16 protein-coding genes and 2 tRNA genes are annotated in these 16,207 nt (G+C 43.4%); 8 read left to right on the top strand and 10 right to left on the bottom strand.

Translation table 11 applies throughout. From position 1 onward, the window contains the following. Nucleotides 1-2: 2 nt before the first annotated feature. From EQO05_RS07555 to EQO05_RS07520, 8 genes are all read right to left on the bottom strand, one after another. Nucleotides 3-80, bottom strand: a tRNA-Glu gene (locus tag EQO05_RS07555). 393 nt (nt 81-473) lie between these two features. Further along, nucleotides 474-551: transfer RNA gene (locus EQO05_RS07550), tRNA-Glu, on the bottom strand. A 130-nt stretch (nt 552-681) separates the two neighbouring features. Continuing rightward, nucleotides 682-1,110 carry an Lrp/AsnC family transcriptional regulator gene (locus EQO05_RS07545; RefSeq protein WP_128505234.1) on the bottom strand — a complete coding sequence of 143 codons (429 nt, stop codon included), beginning with the start codon at nt 1,108-1,110 and terminating at the stop codon, nt 682-684. A gap of 31 nt (nt 1,111-1,141) precedes the next feature. Beyond that, nucleotides 1,142-1,366, bottom strand: coding sequence for an LSM domain-containing protein (locus EQO05_RS07540; RefSeq protein ID WP_048107204.1), 225 nt, complete (start codon nt 1,364-1,366; stop codon nt 1,142-1,144). A 768-nt stretch (nt 1,367-2,134) separates the two neighbouring features. Further along, nucleotides 2,135-2,533, bottom strand: a complete 399-nt coding sequence (locus EQO05_RS07535; RefSeq protein ID WP_128505232.1) for a DUF3467 domain-containing protein — start codon at nt 2,531-2,533, stop codon at nt 2,135-2,137. A 172-nt stretch (nt 2,534-2,705) separates the two neighbouring features. Further along, a complete protein-coding gene (locus tag EQO05_RS07530) occupies nt 2,706-5,183 on the bottom strand; it encodes a DUF5814 domain-containing protein (protein WP_128505230.1) in 2,478 nt (825 codons plus the stop codon). 493 nt (nt 5,184-5,676) lie between these two features. Continuing rightward, nucleotides 5,677-6,453, bottom strand: a complete 777-nt coding sequence (mtnP, locus tag EQO05_RS07525; protein WP_128505228.1) for an S-methyl-5'-thioadenosine phosphorylase — start codon at nt 6,451-6,453, stop codon at nt 5,677-5,679. Between the two features lie 92 nt (nt 6,454-6,545). Continuing rightward, complete coding sequence (locus EQO05_RS07520; protein ID WP_128505226.1) at nt 6,546-7,682, bottom strand: DUF373 family protein; 1,137 nt, start codon at nt 7,680-7,682, stop codon at nt 6,546-6,548. Nucleotides 7,683-8,058: 376 nt separating this feature from the next. Between EQO05_RS07520 and EQO05_RS07515 the strand changes: the two genes are divergently transcribed. The 3 genes from EQO05_RS07515 (at nt 8,059) to EQO05_RS07505 (ending at nt 9,854) form a co-directional block, all read left to right on the top strand. Continuing rightward, nucleotides 8,059-8,403, top strand: coding sequence for a hypothetical protein (locus EQO05_RS07515; RefSeq protein ID WP_128505224.1), 345 nt, complete (start codon nt 8,059-8,061; stop codon nt 8,401-8,403). Nucleotides 8,404-8,697: 294 nt separating this feature from the next. Further along, nucleotides 8,698-9,090 (top strand): RDD family protein, encoded by a 393-nt coding sequence (locus EQO05_RS07510; protein WP_128505222.1) that lies wholly within the window; start codon nt 8,698-8,700, stop codon nt 9,088-9,090. Between the two features lie 143 nt (nt 9,091-9,233). Then, the gene (locus EQO05_RS07505) at nt 9,234-9,854 is read left to right on the top strand and encodes a hypothetical protein (protein ID WP_128505220.1); all 621 of its coding nucleotides are present in this window, start codon (nt 9,234-9,236) and stop codon (nt 9,852-9,854) included. A 53-nt stretch (nt 9,855-9,907) separates the two neighbouring features. Here EQO05_RS07505 and EQO05_RS07500 read toward each other — a convergent pair whose 3' ends face one another. Continuing rightward, entirely contained in the window at nt 9,908-10,732 is an 825-nt protein-coding gene (locus EQO05_RS07500; protein WP_128505218.1) for an alkaline phosphatase family protein, read from the bottom strand. Between the two features lie 116 nt (nt 10,733-10,848). Here EQO05_RS07500 and EQO05_RS07495 point away from each other — a divergent pair, with 116 nt between their 5' ends. The 5 genes from EQO05_RS07495 (at nt 10,849) to EQO05_RS07475 (ending at nt 14,038) form a co-directional block, all read left to right on the top strand. Beyond that, complete coding sequence (locus EQO05_RS07495; RefSeq protein WP_164888498.1) at nt 10,849-11,493, top strand: hypothetical protein; 645 nt, start codon at nt 10,849-10,851, stop codon at nt 11,491-11,493. Between the two features lie 198 nt (nt 11,494-11,691). Next, a complete protein-coding gene (locus EQO05_RS07490; protein ID WP_128505216.1) occupies nt 11,692-12,153 on the top strand; it encodes a hypothetical protein in 462 nt (153 codons plus the stop codon). 269 nt (nt 12,154-12,422) lie between these two features. Continuing rightward, nucleotides 12,423-12,638 carry a hypothetical protein gene (locus EQO05_RS07485; protein ID WP_128505214.1) on the top strand — a complete coding sequence of 72 codons (216 nt, stop codon included), beginning with the start codon at nt 12,423-12,425 and terminating at the stop codon, nt 12,636-12,638. Between the two features lie 73 nt (nt 12,639-12,711). Beyond that, a complete protein-coding gene (locus EQO05_RS07480) occupies nt 12,712-13,005 on the top strand; it encodes an ArsR family transcriptional regulator (RefSeq protein WP_128505213.1) in 294 nt (97 codons plus the stop codon). Between the two features lie 157 nt (nt 13,006-13,162). Beyond that, nucleotides 13,163-14,038: a nicotianamine synthase family protein gene (locus tag EQO05_RS07475; RefSeq protein WP_128505211.1), complete on the top strand. Its 876-nt coding sequence runs from the start codon at nt 13,163-13,165 to the stop codon at nt 14,036-14,038. A 64-nt stretch (nt 14,039-14,102) separates the two neighbouring features. On the opposite strand, the gene EQO05_RS07470 is transcribed toward EQO05_RS07475, so the two are convergent. Further along, the gene (locus tag EQO05_RS07470) at nt 14,103-15,932 is read right to left on the bottom strand and encodes a PKD domain-containing protein (protein ID WP_128505209.1); all 1,830 of its coding nucleotides are present in this window, start codon (nt 15,930-15,932) and stop codon (nt 14,103-14,105) included. Between the last annotated feature and the right edge of the window lie 275 nt (nt 15,933-16,207).

The following is a 16,207-nucleotide window of genomic DNA, read 5'->3' as shown; positions in this document are numbered from 1 at the left end:
TATGGTGCTCCGGCCGGGATTCGAACCCGAGTCTTCGGCTCGAAAGGCCGGAATGATTGGCCGGACTACACTACCGGAGCACATTGCATTTCATAGCGCATCTTACAGCGAGACCTTCAATAGACGTTAGTACTATATAACTCTGTCCCTCAACTAACCCTTCCGGGGTAATCTATTGATCAGATAAACTTTTATGCAACAACTTCCAAAATGAATTTATATTAGTTTTTATGAATATGGCGCAACTCATTGACAAAAACTTTCTTTGCAGCCTCAAAAATTTTTCTAAAAACCCGGTTAGGATTAAGGAGATTCAGGCGGTAGGTCAGTAATCCGCATTTAGTGCTTGACTACAGTACTGGCAATGAGAGCATTAGCTTGCAAAGTATTGCGCTAAGAAGCTTATATCTTGAGAATATCAGAAAAATAATTTAAGAAGCATATTCTTAAAAAGTATATTATGAAAAGAAGTATGGTGCTCCGGCCGGGATTCGAACCCGAGTCTTCGGCTCGAAAGGCCGGAATGATTGGCCGGACTACACTACCGGAGCGTTTTGTATGTGTTTTTTCCCTTATTGAAGGGGATCTTCAATAAGGGGCTCTTCTATATATACTTATCGGTTGCCTGTATTTTCGAGGATATTATTGACTGCTGGATTCGGAAATCCTTTCAATTGCTTCTCAGGCTTCTTCCGCATCTTCGATATCGGCACTGATTTCGCTGGTTTCTTCCGCATCTTCGATATCGGCACTGATCTCGCTGGTTTCTTCCGATCTCTCAGCTTCCTGAATGAGGCTTCCAATCCATTCGCTGAGTCTCCCGCAGTATTCGGGTTGACAGTCGCCGGTGCAGCCTGTACAGGCCGAAAACAATGCTCCTGCAAGCAGGAGGTCATATTTTTCCTTAACCTCTTCTTTTGCTTTCAGTAGGTATGTTCTTGCGCCGTTTGAAACTCCAACCTCTCGTATAATAAGGTCTTTGTCCAGAAGCTTTTTTATGATTCTGGAACATTTTCTGCTGTCGATGTCCAGCTCTTTCCAGATAACGTTCTGGAAGACGCCTTCTTTATGTCTCTTTATTATGTTATAGGCTTCTTCTTCAAGATCCATGCTTCCACACTAAGGTTTTCCTTATGAAGTCTTATTCTTCGACAGGAGTGATCAGTATGATGTTATTACCACGAAGCACTACTGAACCAAGGGAACGGACTTTTTCTCCTTTTACGATCTCCATGGTGTCCACGAGATGAAGGTTCATGTAGTCATCCACACTCTTAAGAGTGCCTTCAAGCAGATTAAGGTCGCCTTTCATTTCTACCTGGATTCTTGATCCAACAATTTTCTGAACTTTTTTATTTGGGAACAAATTTAAACCCTCGCTGATTTATTCTTAACTTTCCCCGTACTCCCGGGTTCCTGTTTCTTACGTCCCAAGCCGGTAGGGGCAAGCCGCATCAGACCGTATCCATACCCACGGTCCGCTTACTGCCTGTATCAGCCGCTCCTGCCAGTAACCAAGAAATTCTTCTAATATCGTCACTCCACCGGCTTTTAAGAAAACTGAAAATTACATACCCTTTACAGAGATATATAACCATCGATCTTCCGAGTCCTCAAAAGATTCCCAGAACCAGATAACTTCCTGTGGAAGCCAAGTTCCAGCTTTTCAGTTTCCATGCCCTACAGGACATTTATACGAATAACACTAGTTTGCAATCCAGCCTCTTTTGTAACAGTCTGCATTTAGCCGCAAGCGCGGCGTTGAAACCGTTGACCCGCGACCGTTTCGCCGGTTTATCACGCCGTTACATGGGGATTTTCGCTCAAGCCTTTTTTAAAAAGGCTTGCGTTTCGCCGGTCGATCACGCTCCGGTTACACCGGTCTAGATAACGCATTAGTTTTTGATAAAACTTTTTTTGAAAAAGTTTTCGCTCAAGCCTTTTTTAAAAAGGCTTGCGTTTCGCCGGTTTATCACGCCCCGGCTATGCCGGTCTAGATAAATTATGAGTTTTTGATAAAACTTTTTTTGAAAAAGTTTTCGCTCAAGCCTTTTTTGAAAAGGCTTGCGATCAAACTTTTTTTGGAAACCTTGGGCGTATTTATCCGGATGAGATTAAGGATCGGATATAAGGGTCAGATATAACCCTGGATATCCGTACTTTCGTCAATAGGCTTTGCAGGTTCTTTTCTCGGTCTCGGGATTGCTCTTGCAATGGGCCCGAAAACGGATTCATATTCATTTATATGCTGGGTCAGCCAGCGGGAAAGCTCAAGCGCAGCAACCGGTGAGAGTATTACCTCGGTTTCTACACGCCGCTGGATAACCCTTGACTCGGAGGCATCTCCAAATATTTTTGGAGTGTCGTTGTAAAAACCGATCCTGAAATCATAAGGACTGTGCCCGCCTGCGGCTCCGATAGCATAGACCTGCCTGAAGTTCTCAGGTTTCACAAACTCAATTGTAATGCTTCTTTTAACCTTCCTGGAAGCCGCGTTTTCGATATTATCCCTGGATTCGATGTCCTCGGTCATGAAATTCCCTCTATCTTACTCTCAGATTATCCTGTTATCAGGTTTGGATCTAATTTACTGGCCGCCATTTGAATAAATCGGTCAGCTCTATCGTATATAAAATATATTTCCTACATAAGCAGGAGCATTTTACTCATTATACAGTATTATCTGCAAAAATGTTTTTGATCTTTTAACCCTGGACTTTCTTTCTAAGCTTTTTTGCTTCTTCTGCCACCCCTTTCTTAGAATGTACTTTTGCTATAAGTTCCACGGCATCAAGATTGCGGACCGCACTGTCCAGATACCCGAACACATCGCCCTGGTAGGCAGAAATCCCGTACTTATCTTCAAGCCTCTTTACAATTTCTGCAGGGTCAAGTGCTTCTGTACGTAACTTGACGATCTTTTCCGAAAACTTTTGTTCTGCACAACCGCAGTAAGGCGAATCCCTGCATGCACAGGTTAAAAAATCCGAAGCAAAGTTCAACATGAGCTCCCGGATTTTTACATCAAGCTGGGAAAAGGATTCCCCGTCAAAGATGATATCAAGGGTAGCTCCCTGAAAAACCCTTGAAGGCATATTCACATGCAGAGAACTCCCAATCTGGTTAGCATACTTGAAGTAAGCCGCATCGAAGAACTCCAGGTTTGTCACGATCTGCAGGGGTTCGTTCTCTTCAAGCACAGCATCCCGGATCAGAAAAGCTTTCGATACCGGAAGGAAGTGAGCCGAAATAATTTTTCCAAAACGTGTAAGCGTTATTCGGTTTCCCTTCCTTTCGAGAAAGCGATAACTCTGCAGGCGCGGAATCAATTTTTCCAGGTCGTAGCTACCGAACATCAAGTTATGGACTGCCCTGAGATCCTGTACCGAAGAAGTGACTGCAACCGATGCAAGCACTTCCTCAAGCTGCTCGGCTTCTCCGTACTGTACGCCTGCTGAGAGCATCTCTCCCTGAAGCAATTTTATTGCAATCTCTTCTTCGGTATCGGACTGAGAGCCTGAATAAGATTTCCCTGGCACGGGCATAAGCACGACAATTCCACGGTCGTGGTAGTCAGGCCTGCCTGCCCTTCCACTCATCTGCAGGAAGTCCTGGACTGAAATCCAGTCTATTCCCATTGTCAGAGACTCAAAGATTACCTGGGAAGCCGGAAAATCTACTCCCGCCGCAAGAGCAGCCGTAGTCACGATTACGGGAAGTTCTCCTTTTGCAAAGCGAGTCTCAACTCTCTTCCTCTCGTACTGGGAAAGCCCTGCGTGATAAGGAGCCGCCTGTATCGAAAGGGCGGCGGCGAGCCTGTGGCAGTTTCGGCGGGAGTTCGTAAAGACAATTGTCTGTCCCCTATGCTTTTTGGAAGAGAACCTCGAATACTCTTCTTTCGCAAGCTGGGAAATCAGCTTTGCCTTCTCGTTTTCCTGGCAGAAAAGGAGATGCCTGTCAATGGGTACCGGCCTGTGCTCATACCGGACAAGCCTGGCTCCGAGTTTCTTTGCATAACCTTCGGGATTTGCAACGGTTGCGGAGAGGTAAATGAATTGTGCTTCAGGTGCCACATACCTCAGCCTCCCGATCACCCCGTCCAGCCTGTGTCCCCTTTCCTGGTCTTCAAGAGTATGGACTTCATCCACAATTACAGTTCCTATCTTGCCCAGAAAATCGGCATTTCCAGACCTGAGCATATGGTCTATGCCTTCGTAAGTCCCTACTATTATATCCGCACCCGGACTGGTCTGCATTTTCACGCGCTGAGAGGTTTTTATGAGAATTGCGCCAATCTTTATGGAAGTGGTAAGCCCGAGTTTTGAATAGCGTTCTCTGAACTGGTCGTACTTCTGGTTTGCGAGTGCAACCAGGGGAACCAGATAAAGCATTTTTCCTTTTTTGTTAAGAAGATTCTGGACTCCTGCCATTTCCCCTATAAGCGTTTTTCCGGTTGCTGTAGCCGAAACTACAAACTGGTTTTTCCCTTCCAGAAGTCCGGCTTCAACCGATAATGCCTGGACAGGCAGCAGAGTTTCGGATTTCTGGAGCAGCATTTCCTTGAATTTCTTCTGAAGGGGCAGGGTCTTTATCCTGGCTGTTGAACTGGCAGGATTTGTCCTTATAGTATCGTAGCGGGTGAACTCTGGGTCAAGCCTTTCAGGGGTAAGCATCCGGATAGTTCTGTCCAGATCCCTGGTTTTCAGTAGCACCTGCTCAAGGAAATCTATGGATTTCTCCCCATATGGCACCCCGGCTGAACGGACCGCGCGCAAAAGCTCTTCTTTTGCACAGTCCAGGCAGATCAGTTCGTTATGGTACTTGATGGATTTACTATTTATAAAGTTGAAACGATTATTTATCCAGCAGTGTTTACAGATTTTAACTTTGTCTGCACTAAGTTGAAAACCTTTGAGCATTTCCAGAAATGCAGTCTCATTTTCAGGGTCCCCTCCCTCTGCAAGCATTATCCGGTTTGCACTGCGTAAGAGCTCTATAAACTGCTGGGGGGGGATGAATTCTTCTTTTTTGCCGGTGAGAAGCCTTATTTTATGAGGGCGTGGCCCTTTGTAACTATCCTTTACATGGAGCTCCGCCGTATAAATCGGCTGTTTCATCCGGTCCTTTATAGCCATAATTCTTATCTTCGATTTTTCAGCGTAGCCTAGGACCCAGAGTGTCATTGTTTATCCTGATCTGTTAAATATGTAAAATCTTCAAAATCAATCAAAATCTACCAAAGTATTCTATTTACACTTTCTGCTTTTTCCAGTGCGCACCATTTTATTTTACTATTCGTGAGCACATCTTCCGCATCTATCTTTTATCTCATTGAACCTCATCTTATAAGCAACTATTATATAAATATTTTATTACTTATTTACTATATATATAATATTATCAAATTTCCTGGAGGTAGATAATCTCGAATCGCTGTTTGAGGAGTTATTCAATGAGTTATCTGGTGAGACGATAACAGGATGCATTCGGAGGAAATGCTTCAGGCAATTACTTGAGATAAGCATTTTAATAAATCATTTAAAGAAGGTGTTTGAATGAAGCATTAAGGACGATACATAAAGGAAGCATTAAAGAGGATACATAAAGGAAGCATTAGAGGAGATATTTAAAGGAAGTATTTATGGAAAGCACCGGATCAGAAAAGATTATTATGCTTCACAAGTATGCGCCTTCCTTTGCAAACCCGCACCTGCAACCTCGAACTGCCTGGAGATTTTCTATCGTATCCGAAATAATCTCAAAAATCGAATCCTGAGCTTTTCCGACGACTTCGGTAACTTCATCGGCTGTCAATTTCTGTGTGGTCATCCCACACGCCTGGTTTGTGATAATAGCAAGAGAAGCATAGCAGAGGCTGAGTTCCTTTGCGAGGATCACTTCAGGCACACCGGTCATGCCCACAACATCGGCAAACTGGCTCATCATGCGGATCTCGGCCCTGGTTTCAAAACGCGGACCTTCCGTGCAGGCATAAATTCCTTCGGTGTAGGAAAGCCCCTTTTTTTCAAGGGCATCTCTTAGGGCTGTCCTGATTTCGGGGCAGTAAGGCTCAGAGACATCGACATGTATCGTCCTGTCATCATAAAAGGTAGAAGGTCTGTTTCGGGTAAAATCTATGAAATCGTCAAGCACTATGAAACTGCCCACAGGATGCCCACGCATTGATCCTACGGAGTTTGTGGAGATTACACGCTTTGCCCCGATGGCATGTACAGCCCAGATATTGGCCCTGTAATTAATCCTGTGTGGGGGAATATGGTTTTCTCCCGCATGCCTCGGGATTACTGCGACTCTTTTTCCTTTTATGGTGGTAAAATAGGCGGTAACTTCTCCATAAGGCGTGCGTACCGGGTGGCTCTCAAATTCCTGATACGAATTAAAACCCACGCCACCGAGCACTGCAATCTCTAAATTTTCAATTGCCTCTTCCATTTTTTATCTCTCTTGTGGTTTTTTACTGCTACTTTTTGTTCGGTTTCACCCTGACTTATTGGGACTTAATTTCTCTGGCATGATTCCTGCGGTCAGGCGAGTTTCTTCTTTCTTCGGCCCCTCTCCGGGTTTCCGTTTTCGGAAGCCTGGTTCGATACGCTGTATTTTATGCCGGCAAGGGCGATAAGAACTGCAACCGTAACCGAGTAGACAAAGTACTGAAGGGCAAGGGATGCATTATTAGTAACGCCTTCCGAAAGGGAAGCTGTCGCCAGAATATATGTGCTTGCACCCCAGAAAAGTAATCCGGTTGCAATCACAAAGAGAGAGATCGCGACATTTTTATAAATAGGCTTATCTTCCATCCTCAAATCGAAGATTTTGCCAAGGTCGGCAAGCAGCAGGGCTCCTGCATACCACCAGACTGAAGCATTGATGAATACTGAGACAAGTGTAAGGGTTCCGTGATACCAGACCCCTTCTGCCGAATAAAGTTTCCATACTTCCATAGCTCCGTATGCGGTTGCTACCAGTGTTGTGAGCAGGGCAGCCGTATAGCTGATGAAAACCATTCTCTGTTCCAGAAAAGCATCCCATAGCCTTTCTTTCTCAAGGGCAACAAGGTCATCAAGCCCGAAGCCCCTGTATAACATGTAAAGCCCCACAGCTGCAAGAATCCCCACAACTGCTCCTTCGGGATACTGGGCAAGCAGGAATATCGCATAAATGAGAAAAGCAAGTCCTAGAGGTACAAAGAAAGTCTGGGAAATCTTGGGGTCGCTGAAGACGTGCTTCAGGATATAATAGGTACTTTCCAGATTTTCGCTTTGCATTACTACGATTCTTTTTACGGAGTCGATTTTCATACGGGACTGGACAATGGGCACAAGCGTTTCATCCTCTGCCCCATCCGAGACAAAGATTGCTCTCTGCACATCATTCGTATTGAGAAAAACTTCGAGCTGCTCGGCAATTCTCTGGTCTGAGATCACTCCAACGTTTTTGTCGCCTGCAAAAGAGACGATCTCGGCATCGGCTCCTTTTGCCCGCAATTCATCAAGAATCCTGATTCCGCCGAAAATAGTATTGGTATCAGAATCCTCCGGATCTGCGATCCCAAGTGCGACGGCAGCCTGAACATTTGCCTCCCGTCCTACTATCGGGGTTTCGAGTTTTGCTTTTTCGCCCAGATCGTTATCTCTGTCTATGCATATAACTAAGGTCTGCATATCTCCTCTACAGCCTTTAGCGGCTTACTCTGTCGCAGGATGCTGATTTTTCCTGAATACTATCCTGGTCCGGCTCTTCTATCTCGCTTGCCGGAGTTTTCCATAAACTCTTTTAATCAGTTAAGCTGCCTTAATTTTACAAGCATACTATTTTAATTTATACTTTATAAGCTTGTAGCGTAACAACAATTTATCTATTTGAATTAATTAATTTAGTGGAAGGATTTAATGTACTTACAAAGCAGAATTTAAACCATCAGGGCTGAACCTCTCAGGATAATTTTATAATTCGGAGAGTCCATAAATTAGTATCTGAAAAACGGCTCTATTTTTGAGAGAAATTCATCATCCGTATTAAATATCTAAAGGGGTCTATATGGCACAAACAACAGAAAGTGAAAGTAAAGGAACAGAAACTGAAAAGAAAAGCTCCGGAATTCAGGAAAAAGTCGGAAAGCTTGGAAATGATATTGATACGCTTGCAAAGAAGACAGGGGATGAAGCCTCAAAACTTGCAAAGAGTATAAACTCAGAAATAAAATCTCTTTCCGAGGATATGAAGTCAATTGATGTGAAGGATGAGGTAAAAAACATCACTGGCGGGGTTGAAAAACTTGTTGATACAACCGGTGAGAGTGCAAAAAAACTTGCCTCGGATATCAAGACCGATGTAAAGAAGCTGGTTGACAGGCTCGAGAGCCCCATCTCAAAGAAAAAATAAAGGCGGCAAAAGGGCAGGTGAGAAGGTGGAAATCTTCCGGCGGGAAGATAGAAATCTTCTTTTTAACCTTTTCTTTTATTACCTGCTCTGTTTTTTATGGTAACATTATGAACCCTGTGCGGGTTTTATCGTAGATTTATCATGGTTTTCCCGGCAGAATAATTAACTTCTTTCAGATTATTTCGGGTTAATCTTCAGTTCAGGGGATCAGGATTTAAATCCTTCTATATGATTTAGAAAGCTAGTTTTATTATTCAGTGCTGTCTATATATCAAATAACTTGGAGGAAACAGAATGCAACCATATTCCGGATTTTTCAGGAGGTTCATGGCCTCGATCATAGATATTTTCGTGATTATTCTGCTTTTCTTTTTAGTACAGTTAATCATAGAAACCCTGGATGGACCCTTTTTTTACGTTCTGCTCTTCCTAACGATGTGGATTTATTTTGCCTTACAGGAAAGTTCTACCCGAAAGGGGACAGTGGGCAAGCAAGCAATGAACCTGATTGTTACCGACCTCAGAGGAAACAGGATTTCCTTTATGCAGGCAACAAACCGCTTTATTATGAAAATAATCTCTGCAATTCCTCTCTTTACAGGTTTTCTCTCGATCTTTTTTACTGCAAAAAAACAGGCTTTTCACGATATCATTGCAAAGACCGTGGTATTTATTCAGGAGGACTGATTCTAACTTAATTCTGTTCTCTAATTTCTTTAACCCTTTCTCTAACATAATAGTTTTTTTACAATGAGTACTTTTTTTTATTATGGTACCTTAATGATTAATGGGAAGTCATTTGCCGCCAGAGCAATTAAGGGAAGTATATTATGCCTGTTTCTTTCAATTCGCGCAATTCTATCCAGAATAATCCTGTCAGCATTCAGAGCATTCTTTCAAACCATTCGTCTGATAACCCCTTTCCTCCCGGATCCGTGGAAGAAATAAAACTCTTTCTCGACATGGACGGAGTGCTTACGGATTTTACCGGTGCCTGTGAAAAGCTGGGCAACGATATGATGTTCTGGTACAGCAACGATAGGGAGCTTTTCTGGAAAAAAATTACATCTGCAGGAGTCGAGTTCTGGTCGGAGATGGCCTGGATGTCAGGAGGGAAGGAACTTCACGGATTCCTTAGAAGTTCGGGTTCCTGTCCGACAATCCTCTCTGCACTCCCCGGACCTGAGAGAAAAAAAGCCTTAACCAACGCCAGAGAGGGAAAAATTAAATGGCTCAGGAAAGAACTGGGAATCTCTTACGCAGAAACCGCAATCCTCTGTTACCGCCCGGAAAAAGCCTTACAATCAGGGATTGCAAGGATTCTCATTGATGATAACTCCGAAAACATCCGCGAATGGGAAGAAGCAGGAGGTATCGGGATCCTGCATAAAAACACCAGCCGGACAATCCGGCATTTCAGTAAGATTCTTGAAATCGAGCAAAAGTTTTGATACGAATTTTTGATACAAACTGTATGCCAGTTTTTCTGAAGCGATGGATAGACTTACGCTTCCTGCTTACAGGCTACAATCAGGGCTACGAGGTTTTCCCTGTGGTTTTTGATGGCTTCTCCTTCCGCATCCTTCAGCCACTTTTCCCCTCCGTGGATTGCATGGTCCCCGCAGATAAAGAAAATCGTTCCTTTTTCTGCGCTCCGGTAAATCTCACCAAGATTTTCATCTACCGCTTTTGCAGCTTTTCTCAGTTCTTTCCAGCTTTCTGCCCTGTGAGAAAAACGGTCAAGAGCTCTCAGGTGTACCGCCAGGACATCGGGCTTTTCTTTGAGGGCACGTACCGCATAACTCGTTATTTTAAGATCGTAATCAAGGATATCTTCAGAATTCGGGACCCCATAAAAATCCTTTATTCTTCCCCTGAAACTTTCCGCACCTTCAGACTCAATGACTGCGGACGCTTTCATACCTGCCCTGTAAGCCCATTCCATAACACTTTTCAGTCTCGGGTTTTCCGAGTCTTTTGCTCTTTCGGTATAAATGTCTGAGGTCGAGTAGATATTATGCATTTCTGGCGGGTATCCTGTAAAGATTGACGCAAGAGCGGGAGATGTTATCGTTGCAGCCGATTTGCACCTGAACAGGATTCCCTTCTCAGCAATCCCACTCAGGTTTATCATTAATGTAGAAAGATGTTTGTAAAGAGAATATCCAAGACTGTCAACCACAATAATTACTGCTCGCTTGCAGCCTCTTTCCTTTGCGTAGCTCTCTACTACCTGAATTGGTCTGCCAGCAGGCGGAACCATAGGGATTTTCAGCAGTCTCGCAATCGTAGGAGCAATATCAATGGTGTTGCACTCTAAAATTCTCATGTGCTCTCCAATGTATTATCTGGCAAGCCAGTTTATATGTATTTCCTGTGGTGTCGGTTTTAATTCAGATCAATCTAAGAATTATACCGGATTGGATATAAGGATTTGAGAGAAAGATGGACTTCGAAGAAACATTCTCTGAGGCAGAATTTTCTGAGAAGGGAGAAGAATTTTCTGAGTTGATACGATATACCCTGCCAGGTTATCTTTTGGGACTCCTTGCAGGAATTTTCCTGGACTCTCAGGGATTCCAGCGAAGTCCCTTAGGGCAGTGGCTTGTCCGGACGCTTGCGGGTGAAGGGGAAAGTCTCTTTGAAGGAATTTTTTCAATACGGAAGCGTCTCCAGGGAGCTGAAAGGAGTATGGCAGAAGCTTACGGCTGGGGCAAACTTTTCGGCATTGCCATTCCCTGGATGATTGATCTCTTCAGCCGGATAGCCGGAATAAACGTTTACGGGATTGAGGGCTTTTATATCCCTTATTTTTATGCCCTGAGCGACCAGATAGGAGCAAATATCTCAGGCATATTTTTCCTGCGGCGCAGAGAAGGTTCCTGGAAAGCCGGCATTCGGCAATATATCCGCCATCCTGTTATGCTGGCAAGCCTCTTTGTAATCACGCTTGTTCCCCTCGGGCTGCTCGGAGCCAGAATTCTCGGATTCAGCCCGACAACTCAGACGTTTACAGCCCTTGAAACTATTGCTGCAAACCTGTGCTGGATTCCTCCGCTTGTTGGGTGGGCAAGTGAAAAGTACCGTTGAATATCCATGAAAGCCAGCAGTACTTGCCATAAATTATATATCCTCATGTAGACTACATATGTAGTATAAACACTACATATGGTGTGGTAAAAGGCAATTACAATCGATTACGGTTGATCAAATCAGATTACGTTGGTTACATTCGATTGCGGTTGATTACAGCCGTAAGCAAGTAAATAAGGCGTGAAGGTGAAGGAAATGAGAAAAACTGTAATAGCAATTCTGCTGGGAATACTACTCATAGGAGCTTCCGGGGCAGCGGTCGTCAGTGCAGTTGCCTCGGATAATGCGGGGGCAAACTACGGAGTCGGGCCGAGGCACAGGTGGGCTGCACGATGCACGGATCTGGGTCCGGGTGAAGGAAATTTCTCCTATTGCCCTTATTCCAACTCAGGTAATACTGCGGAACTTGAGGTCGGGACTGCCGATAAAGCGCTCGAAATAGCCAGGAAAGAAATCGACAGTAAGATTTCTCAAGAAGATATTTCTCAGATGCGCCGCTGGTGGATTGTTTCTTATCAGGATGAGGAAGGGGTTTACAAGCAGGCAAGAATTGATGCCGTCAGCGGTAAAGTATTTACCGACTATCCTGTTTGCCCCGGGGCACAGTCAGGAGGCAGGCACGGCAGGGGTCAGGGCTATTGCAGGGCATATACCTGATGAGAGCAATGGTTACCTGTTGAATACCTGAGCTAACTCTTAATATTATTCTTCTTTTTATTTTCCTCAGATCTAATTTTCAGTTTAAAAGGTAAAATTAAATTTATTGCATCTTTATCGAAACAACCCCTTCGGACGTTTTATATTAGCGGTTACTTCTCTACAGGATATTCTTTTATATTTCTGGTTAGCAATATCTGAGAAAAAAGTCGATGAAATAAGAAAAGCGGGTAATATTAAGAAAACCTGTCTTTTTCGAGGTGGAAAGTTTGAATGGTATGGGATACGGCATGATGGGCTCGTTCTGGGGATTTTTCCTGAATCTTCTACTTATCCTTCTTATAGTAGGTGCGGTGGTAGTGTTGCTGAACAGGTCCGGGTACGCAGCTCCAAGGGACAATGAGCGAATCGTGAAAATGGAAAAGGACATTGAAGAAATCAAAAAGACGGTCGAAGACATAAAATCAAAGCTGGAAGAAATCTAAAACTTTACGCCTGCCAGAGGTTCTGCGAAGCCTCGATGTCAGGTGAAACCAGAATTACGTGAGGATACACCGGATGGAAAGATCACTTCAACAGATAGTGGAAATTGGCGAAGCCATATCTCATCCCATAAGGCTAAAACTGCTCTACCTGCTTGCTGAGAGGGAGAGGTATGTATATGAACTCGCCAAGGATCTGGACCTCTCAAGGCAGGTAGTAAACCTCCATTTAAAACGCCTGGAGAAAGCCGGGTTTGTTGAAAGTGACTTAAGGCTTGATGACGACGATATGCGAGCCAAGAAGTTTTTCAGGCTGAAAACGTTTGAAGTTTCTCTATCGATTGAAGATTTAAAGCGGATTTTCGAATAAAACCTGAGCATTTACTGGACTTCGGTCTATTTTCCGCGTTATCCGACTTTTCGATTCCCTGAATAAGTACATAATTCCCAATCTTCTTATTTCCGGGTTCAGGAAAATTCTCAACAGGAATATATTCAGGCGCGCCGTAATACTCTTCGGGGGTTGTATGGTCGGTGTAATTAGTGAGGATCTGGAACTTTCAGAAGCTATTTGCAAAGAAATCTTTGATGTATATCAGGAGATATGTGAGCTTTCTGATGAAGAGATTCTCTCCTGCCCTTCGGACAGGGTTGAGAAATTGTTCCTGAGACTGGATGCTTTAATAACCCGGAATGTAGAGAATAACGTAGTGTCTACCCTTCTGAGCAAACGGGAACTGGAGCCGGTTTTTGCTCACATGAGCAGGTTCAGGAATTTATATACCGTGAGACTGGAGACAAGGTACTCAAATGAAATCCTTGCAAGCCAATCGCCATGGGACGAACTTGAAAAATATCCCTTTTACAGAAATTATCTCAGGCTTGTCCGGACAGAACACAAAGGATTCGGACTAAACTCCGGGGACAGGATTTTCTTTCTAGGGAGCGGGCCTCTTCCACTTACACTTATCGTTTTCCTCAGATATCACGGGATAGAAAGCACAGGGATAGAGCAGGACCCTGCAAGGGCAGAGCTTTCAATAAAAGTGCTCGATAAGCTGGGGCTTTCGGAAAATATCACCATAATTAATGGAAATCATCTTTCGATTACCCCGGTTGATTTCACGGATTCAGGCACCGGAGCAAGGGCTTTCATGATAGCTGCCCAGGCTGAACCTAAAAAAGAGATTCTCAGTCACCTGTTAAAAATAATACCCGAAGGCTGCAGGATTTCTTACAGGATCTATGAGAAAGGCTTGATGAAACTGGTAAATCGGGATTTTCTGCTTGATTTGCCTGAAGGTTACAGGGAATATATGCGAGTCCGGCCCGTGCCTCCTGCATACAATACAGTCGTATTTGTAGAGAAAAAATTAAATGCTCCGAAAACTGGAGCATTATGAGATTCTTTTCCAGCTGAACCTTAGTAGGGTTCTTTTTGTGGGCTACTGGTGAGCTCCAGTTTTTTCAGTATATTGGTGCACTACTTCCTGGCGGTACCTGTGTATTGTTTGCTGCTGGTACCTTAGGACAGGCACAGACGTTGACTATAGAAGATTTTACGACTGTACAGTTTTTATTGCTTACAGTCAGATTGACTCTGTAGTTTCCAGGTTTCTCGTATATGTGCAGAGGGTTCTGCTCGCTTGAATTTGTCCCGTCTCCAAAGGTCCAGTACCATTTAGTCGCATCCTTTGATAGGTCCGTGAATTTCACCAGCAGAACAAGCTTGCTGCTGAAGTTTGCAGTAGGACATTTCGGTACTACAGGACACGTAGGACATGGACATGTAGGACATGGTGGTTTTGGTACCGGAATAGGACACAAACAATGTCCGGGTGGAACAGGAATGCTCTTTGCAGGCGTTGTGGCTATAATGTTGTTGTTTATCGTGTTAATTACCGTGATAGTATTGCTGTTAAGGTTTGTCACATGTGCTTCGCTTCCTATTACTGCAATACTGGCAGGATATTCTCCAACGTTAATTGTGCCTATAATATTGTTGTTTATTGTATTAATTACAGTAACAGTATTGCTGTTGGCGTTACAAACATATGCCTTTGTTCCTGCGACTGCAACTCCGATAGGATATTCTCCAACATTAATTGTGCCTATAACATTATTGTTTATTGTATTAATTACAGTTACAGTGTTGCTGTTAGCATTAGTCACATAAGCATTTGTTCCTGCAACTGCGATTCCGGCAGGAGAATTTCCGACATTAATTGTGCCTATCACATTGTTGTTTATTGTGTTAATTACAGTGACCGTGTTGCTGTTAACATTAGTCACATAAGCATTTGTTCCTGCGACTGCAATACTTGCAGGAGAATTTCCGACATTAATTGTGCCTATCACATTGTTGTTTATTGTATTAATTACAGTGACCGTGTTACTGTTAACATTAGTCACATACGCATTTGTTCCTGCAAATGCAATTCCAGCAGGATAATTTCCAACATTAATTGTGGCTTCGACATTATTGTTTATTGTGTTAATTACAGAGACAGTATTGTTGTTAATATTAGTCACATACGCATATGTTCCATTTGGACTGACTGCGATTCCTCCAGCATTGGGGCCTGTACTCAAATTGGTTGTAGTATTTGTGTCTTCGTTAACGATTGTGACAGTACCGTTAGTTTCGATTGCTGGCGATATAATTTCTGGTACCGATAAATTCTCTGGTACTGTTATATTTTCATCCGGTACTGTTACATTATCCCCTGATACTGTTACATTCTCCTGTGGTATTGTCTCAATAATCTCTGGCACTGTTAGGTTTTCTTCCGGTACTGTTAGGTTTTCTTCCGGTATTGTTAGGTTTTCTTCCGGTATTGTTAGGTTTTCTTCCGGTACTGTTAAATTCTCCTCGATTACATCCTCTGGTATTGTTACATTCTCTTCTGGTATTGTTAAGTTTTCTTCCGGTACTGTTAAATTCTCCTCGATTACTTCCTCTGGTACTGTTACATTCTCTTCGGACGGTGCTTCTGTCTCGGCAGGTTCTGGTGGCGGTGGTGCTTCTGTCTCGGCAGGTTCTGGTGGTGGTGGTGCTTCTGTCTCGACAGGTTCTGGTGGTTGTGCTTCTGTCTCGACAGGTTCTGGTGGTGCTTCTGTCTCGGCAGGTTCTGGCACAACTGGTTCCGTTTCCGTTTCATTAGCTCCCGGTGCTGTTGGTAATAGCGTTTCTCCATTCTGTGCGATTACTGATACAGCCGTCACTGATATCAAAAAAAAAGTCACCGTGAGGACACTTAATATTTTCTGTATTCTGTCAAACCTTTGTTTCCCCATTTATTACACACTCCAAACTTTACTAAGTTTGATACAATTCTGACCTGGTTATTTGACCCATTCCCATCCAGTTGATCTACTGTGTAAACATTTCTTACAAATTTACCGTTCACATTAATTTTTAAAAATTATTTCCAGAACTTTATGCAATTAGTACAGCTATCGAAAGGCTTTCAAAATTGTATCAGGAGAAAATTCTTTTTATGTGATATAATAATTAAAGAAATATAATTAAGAATATTATAATAATAAAAGCTTTAAAGTCTATTGACCAA

This window comes from Methanosarcina sp. MSH10X1 (genome assembly GCF_004099695.1).
In the GTDB taxonomy this organism is placed as follows: domain Archaea; phylum Halobacteriota; class Methanosarcinia; order Methanosarcinales; family Methanosarcinaceae; genus Methanosarcina.
This window is presented reverse-complemented; position numbering and strand designations above follow the sequence as displayed.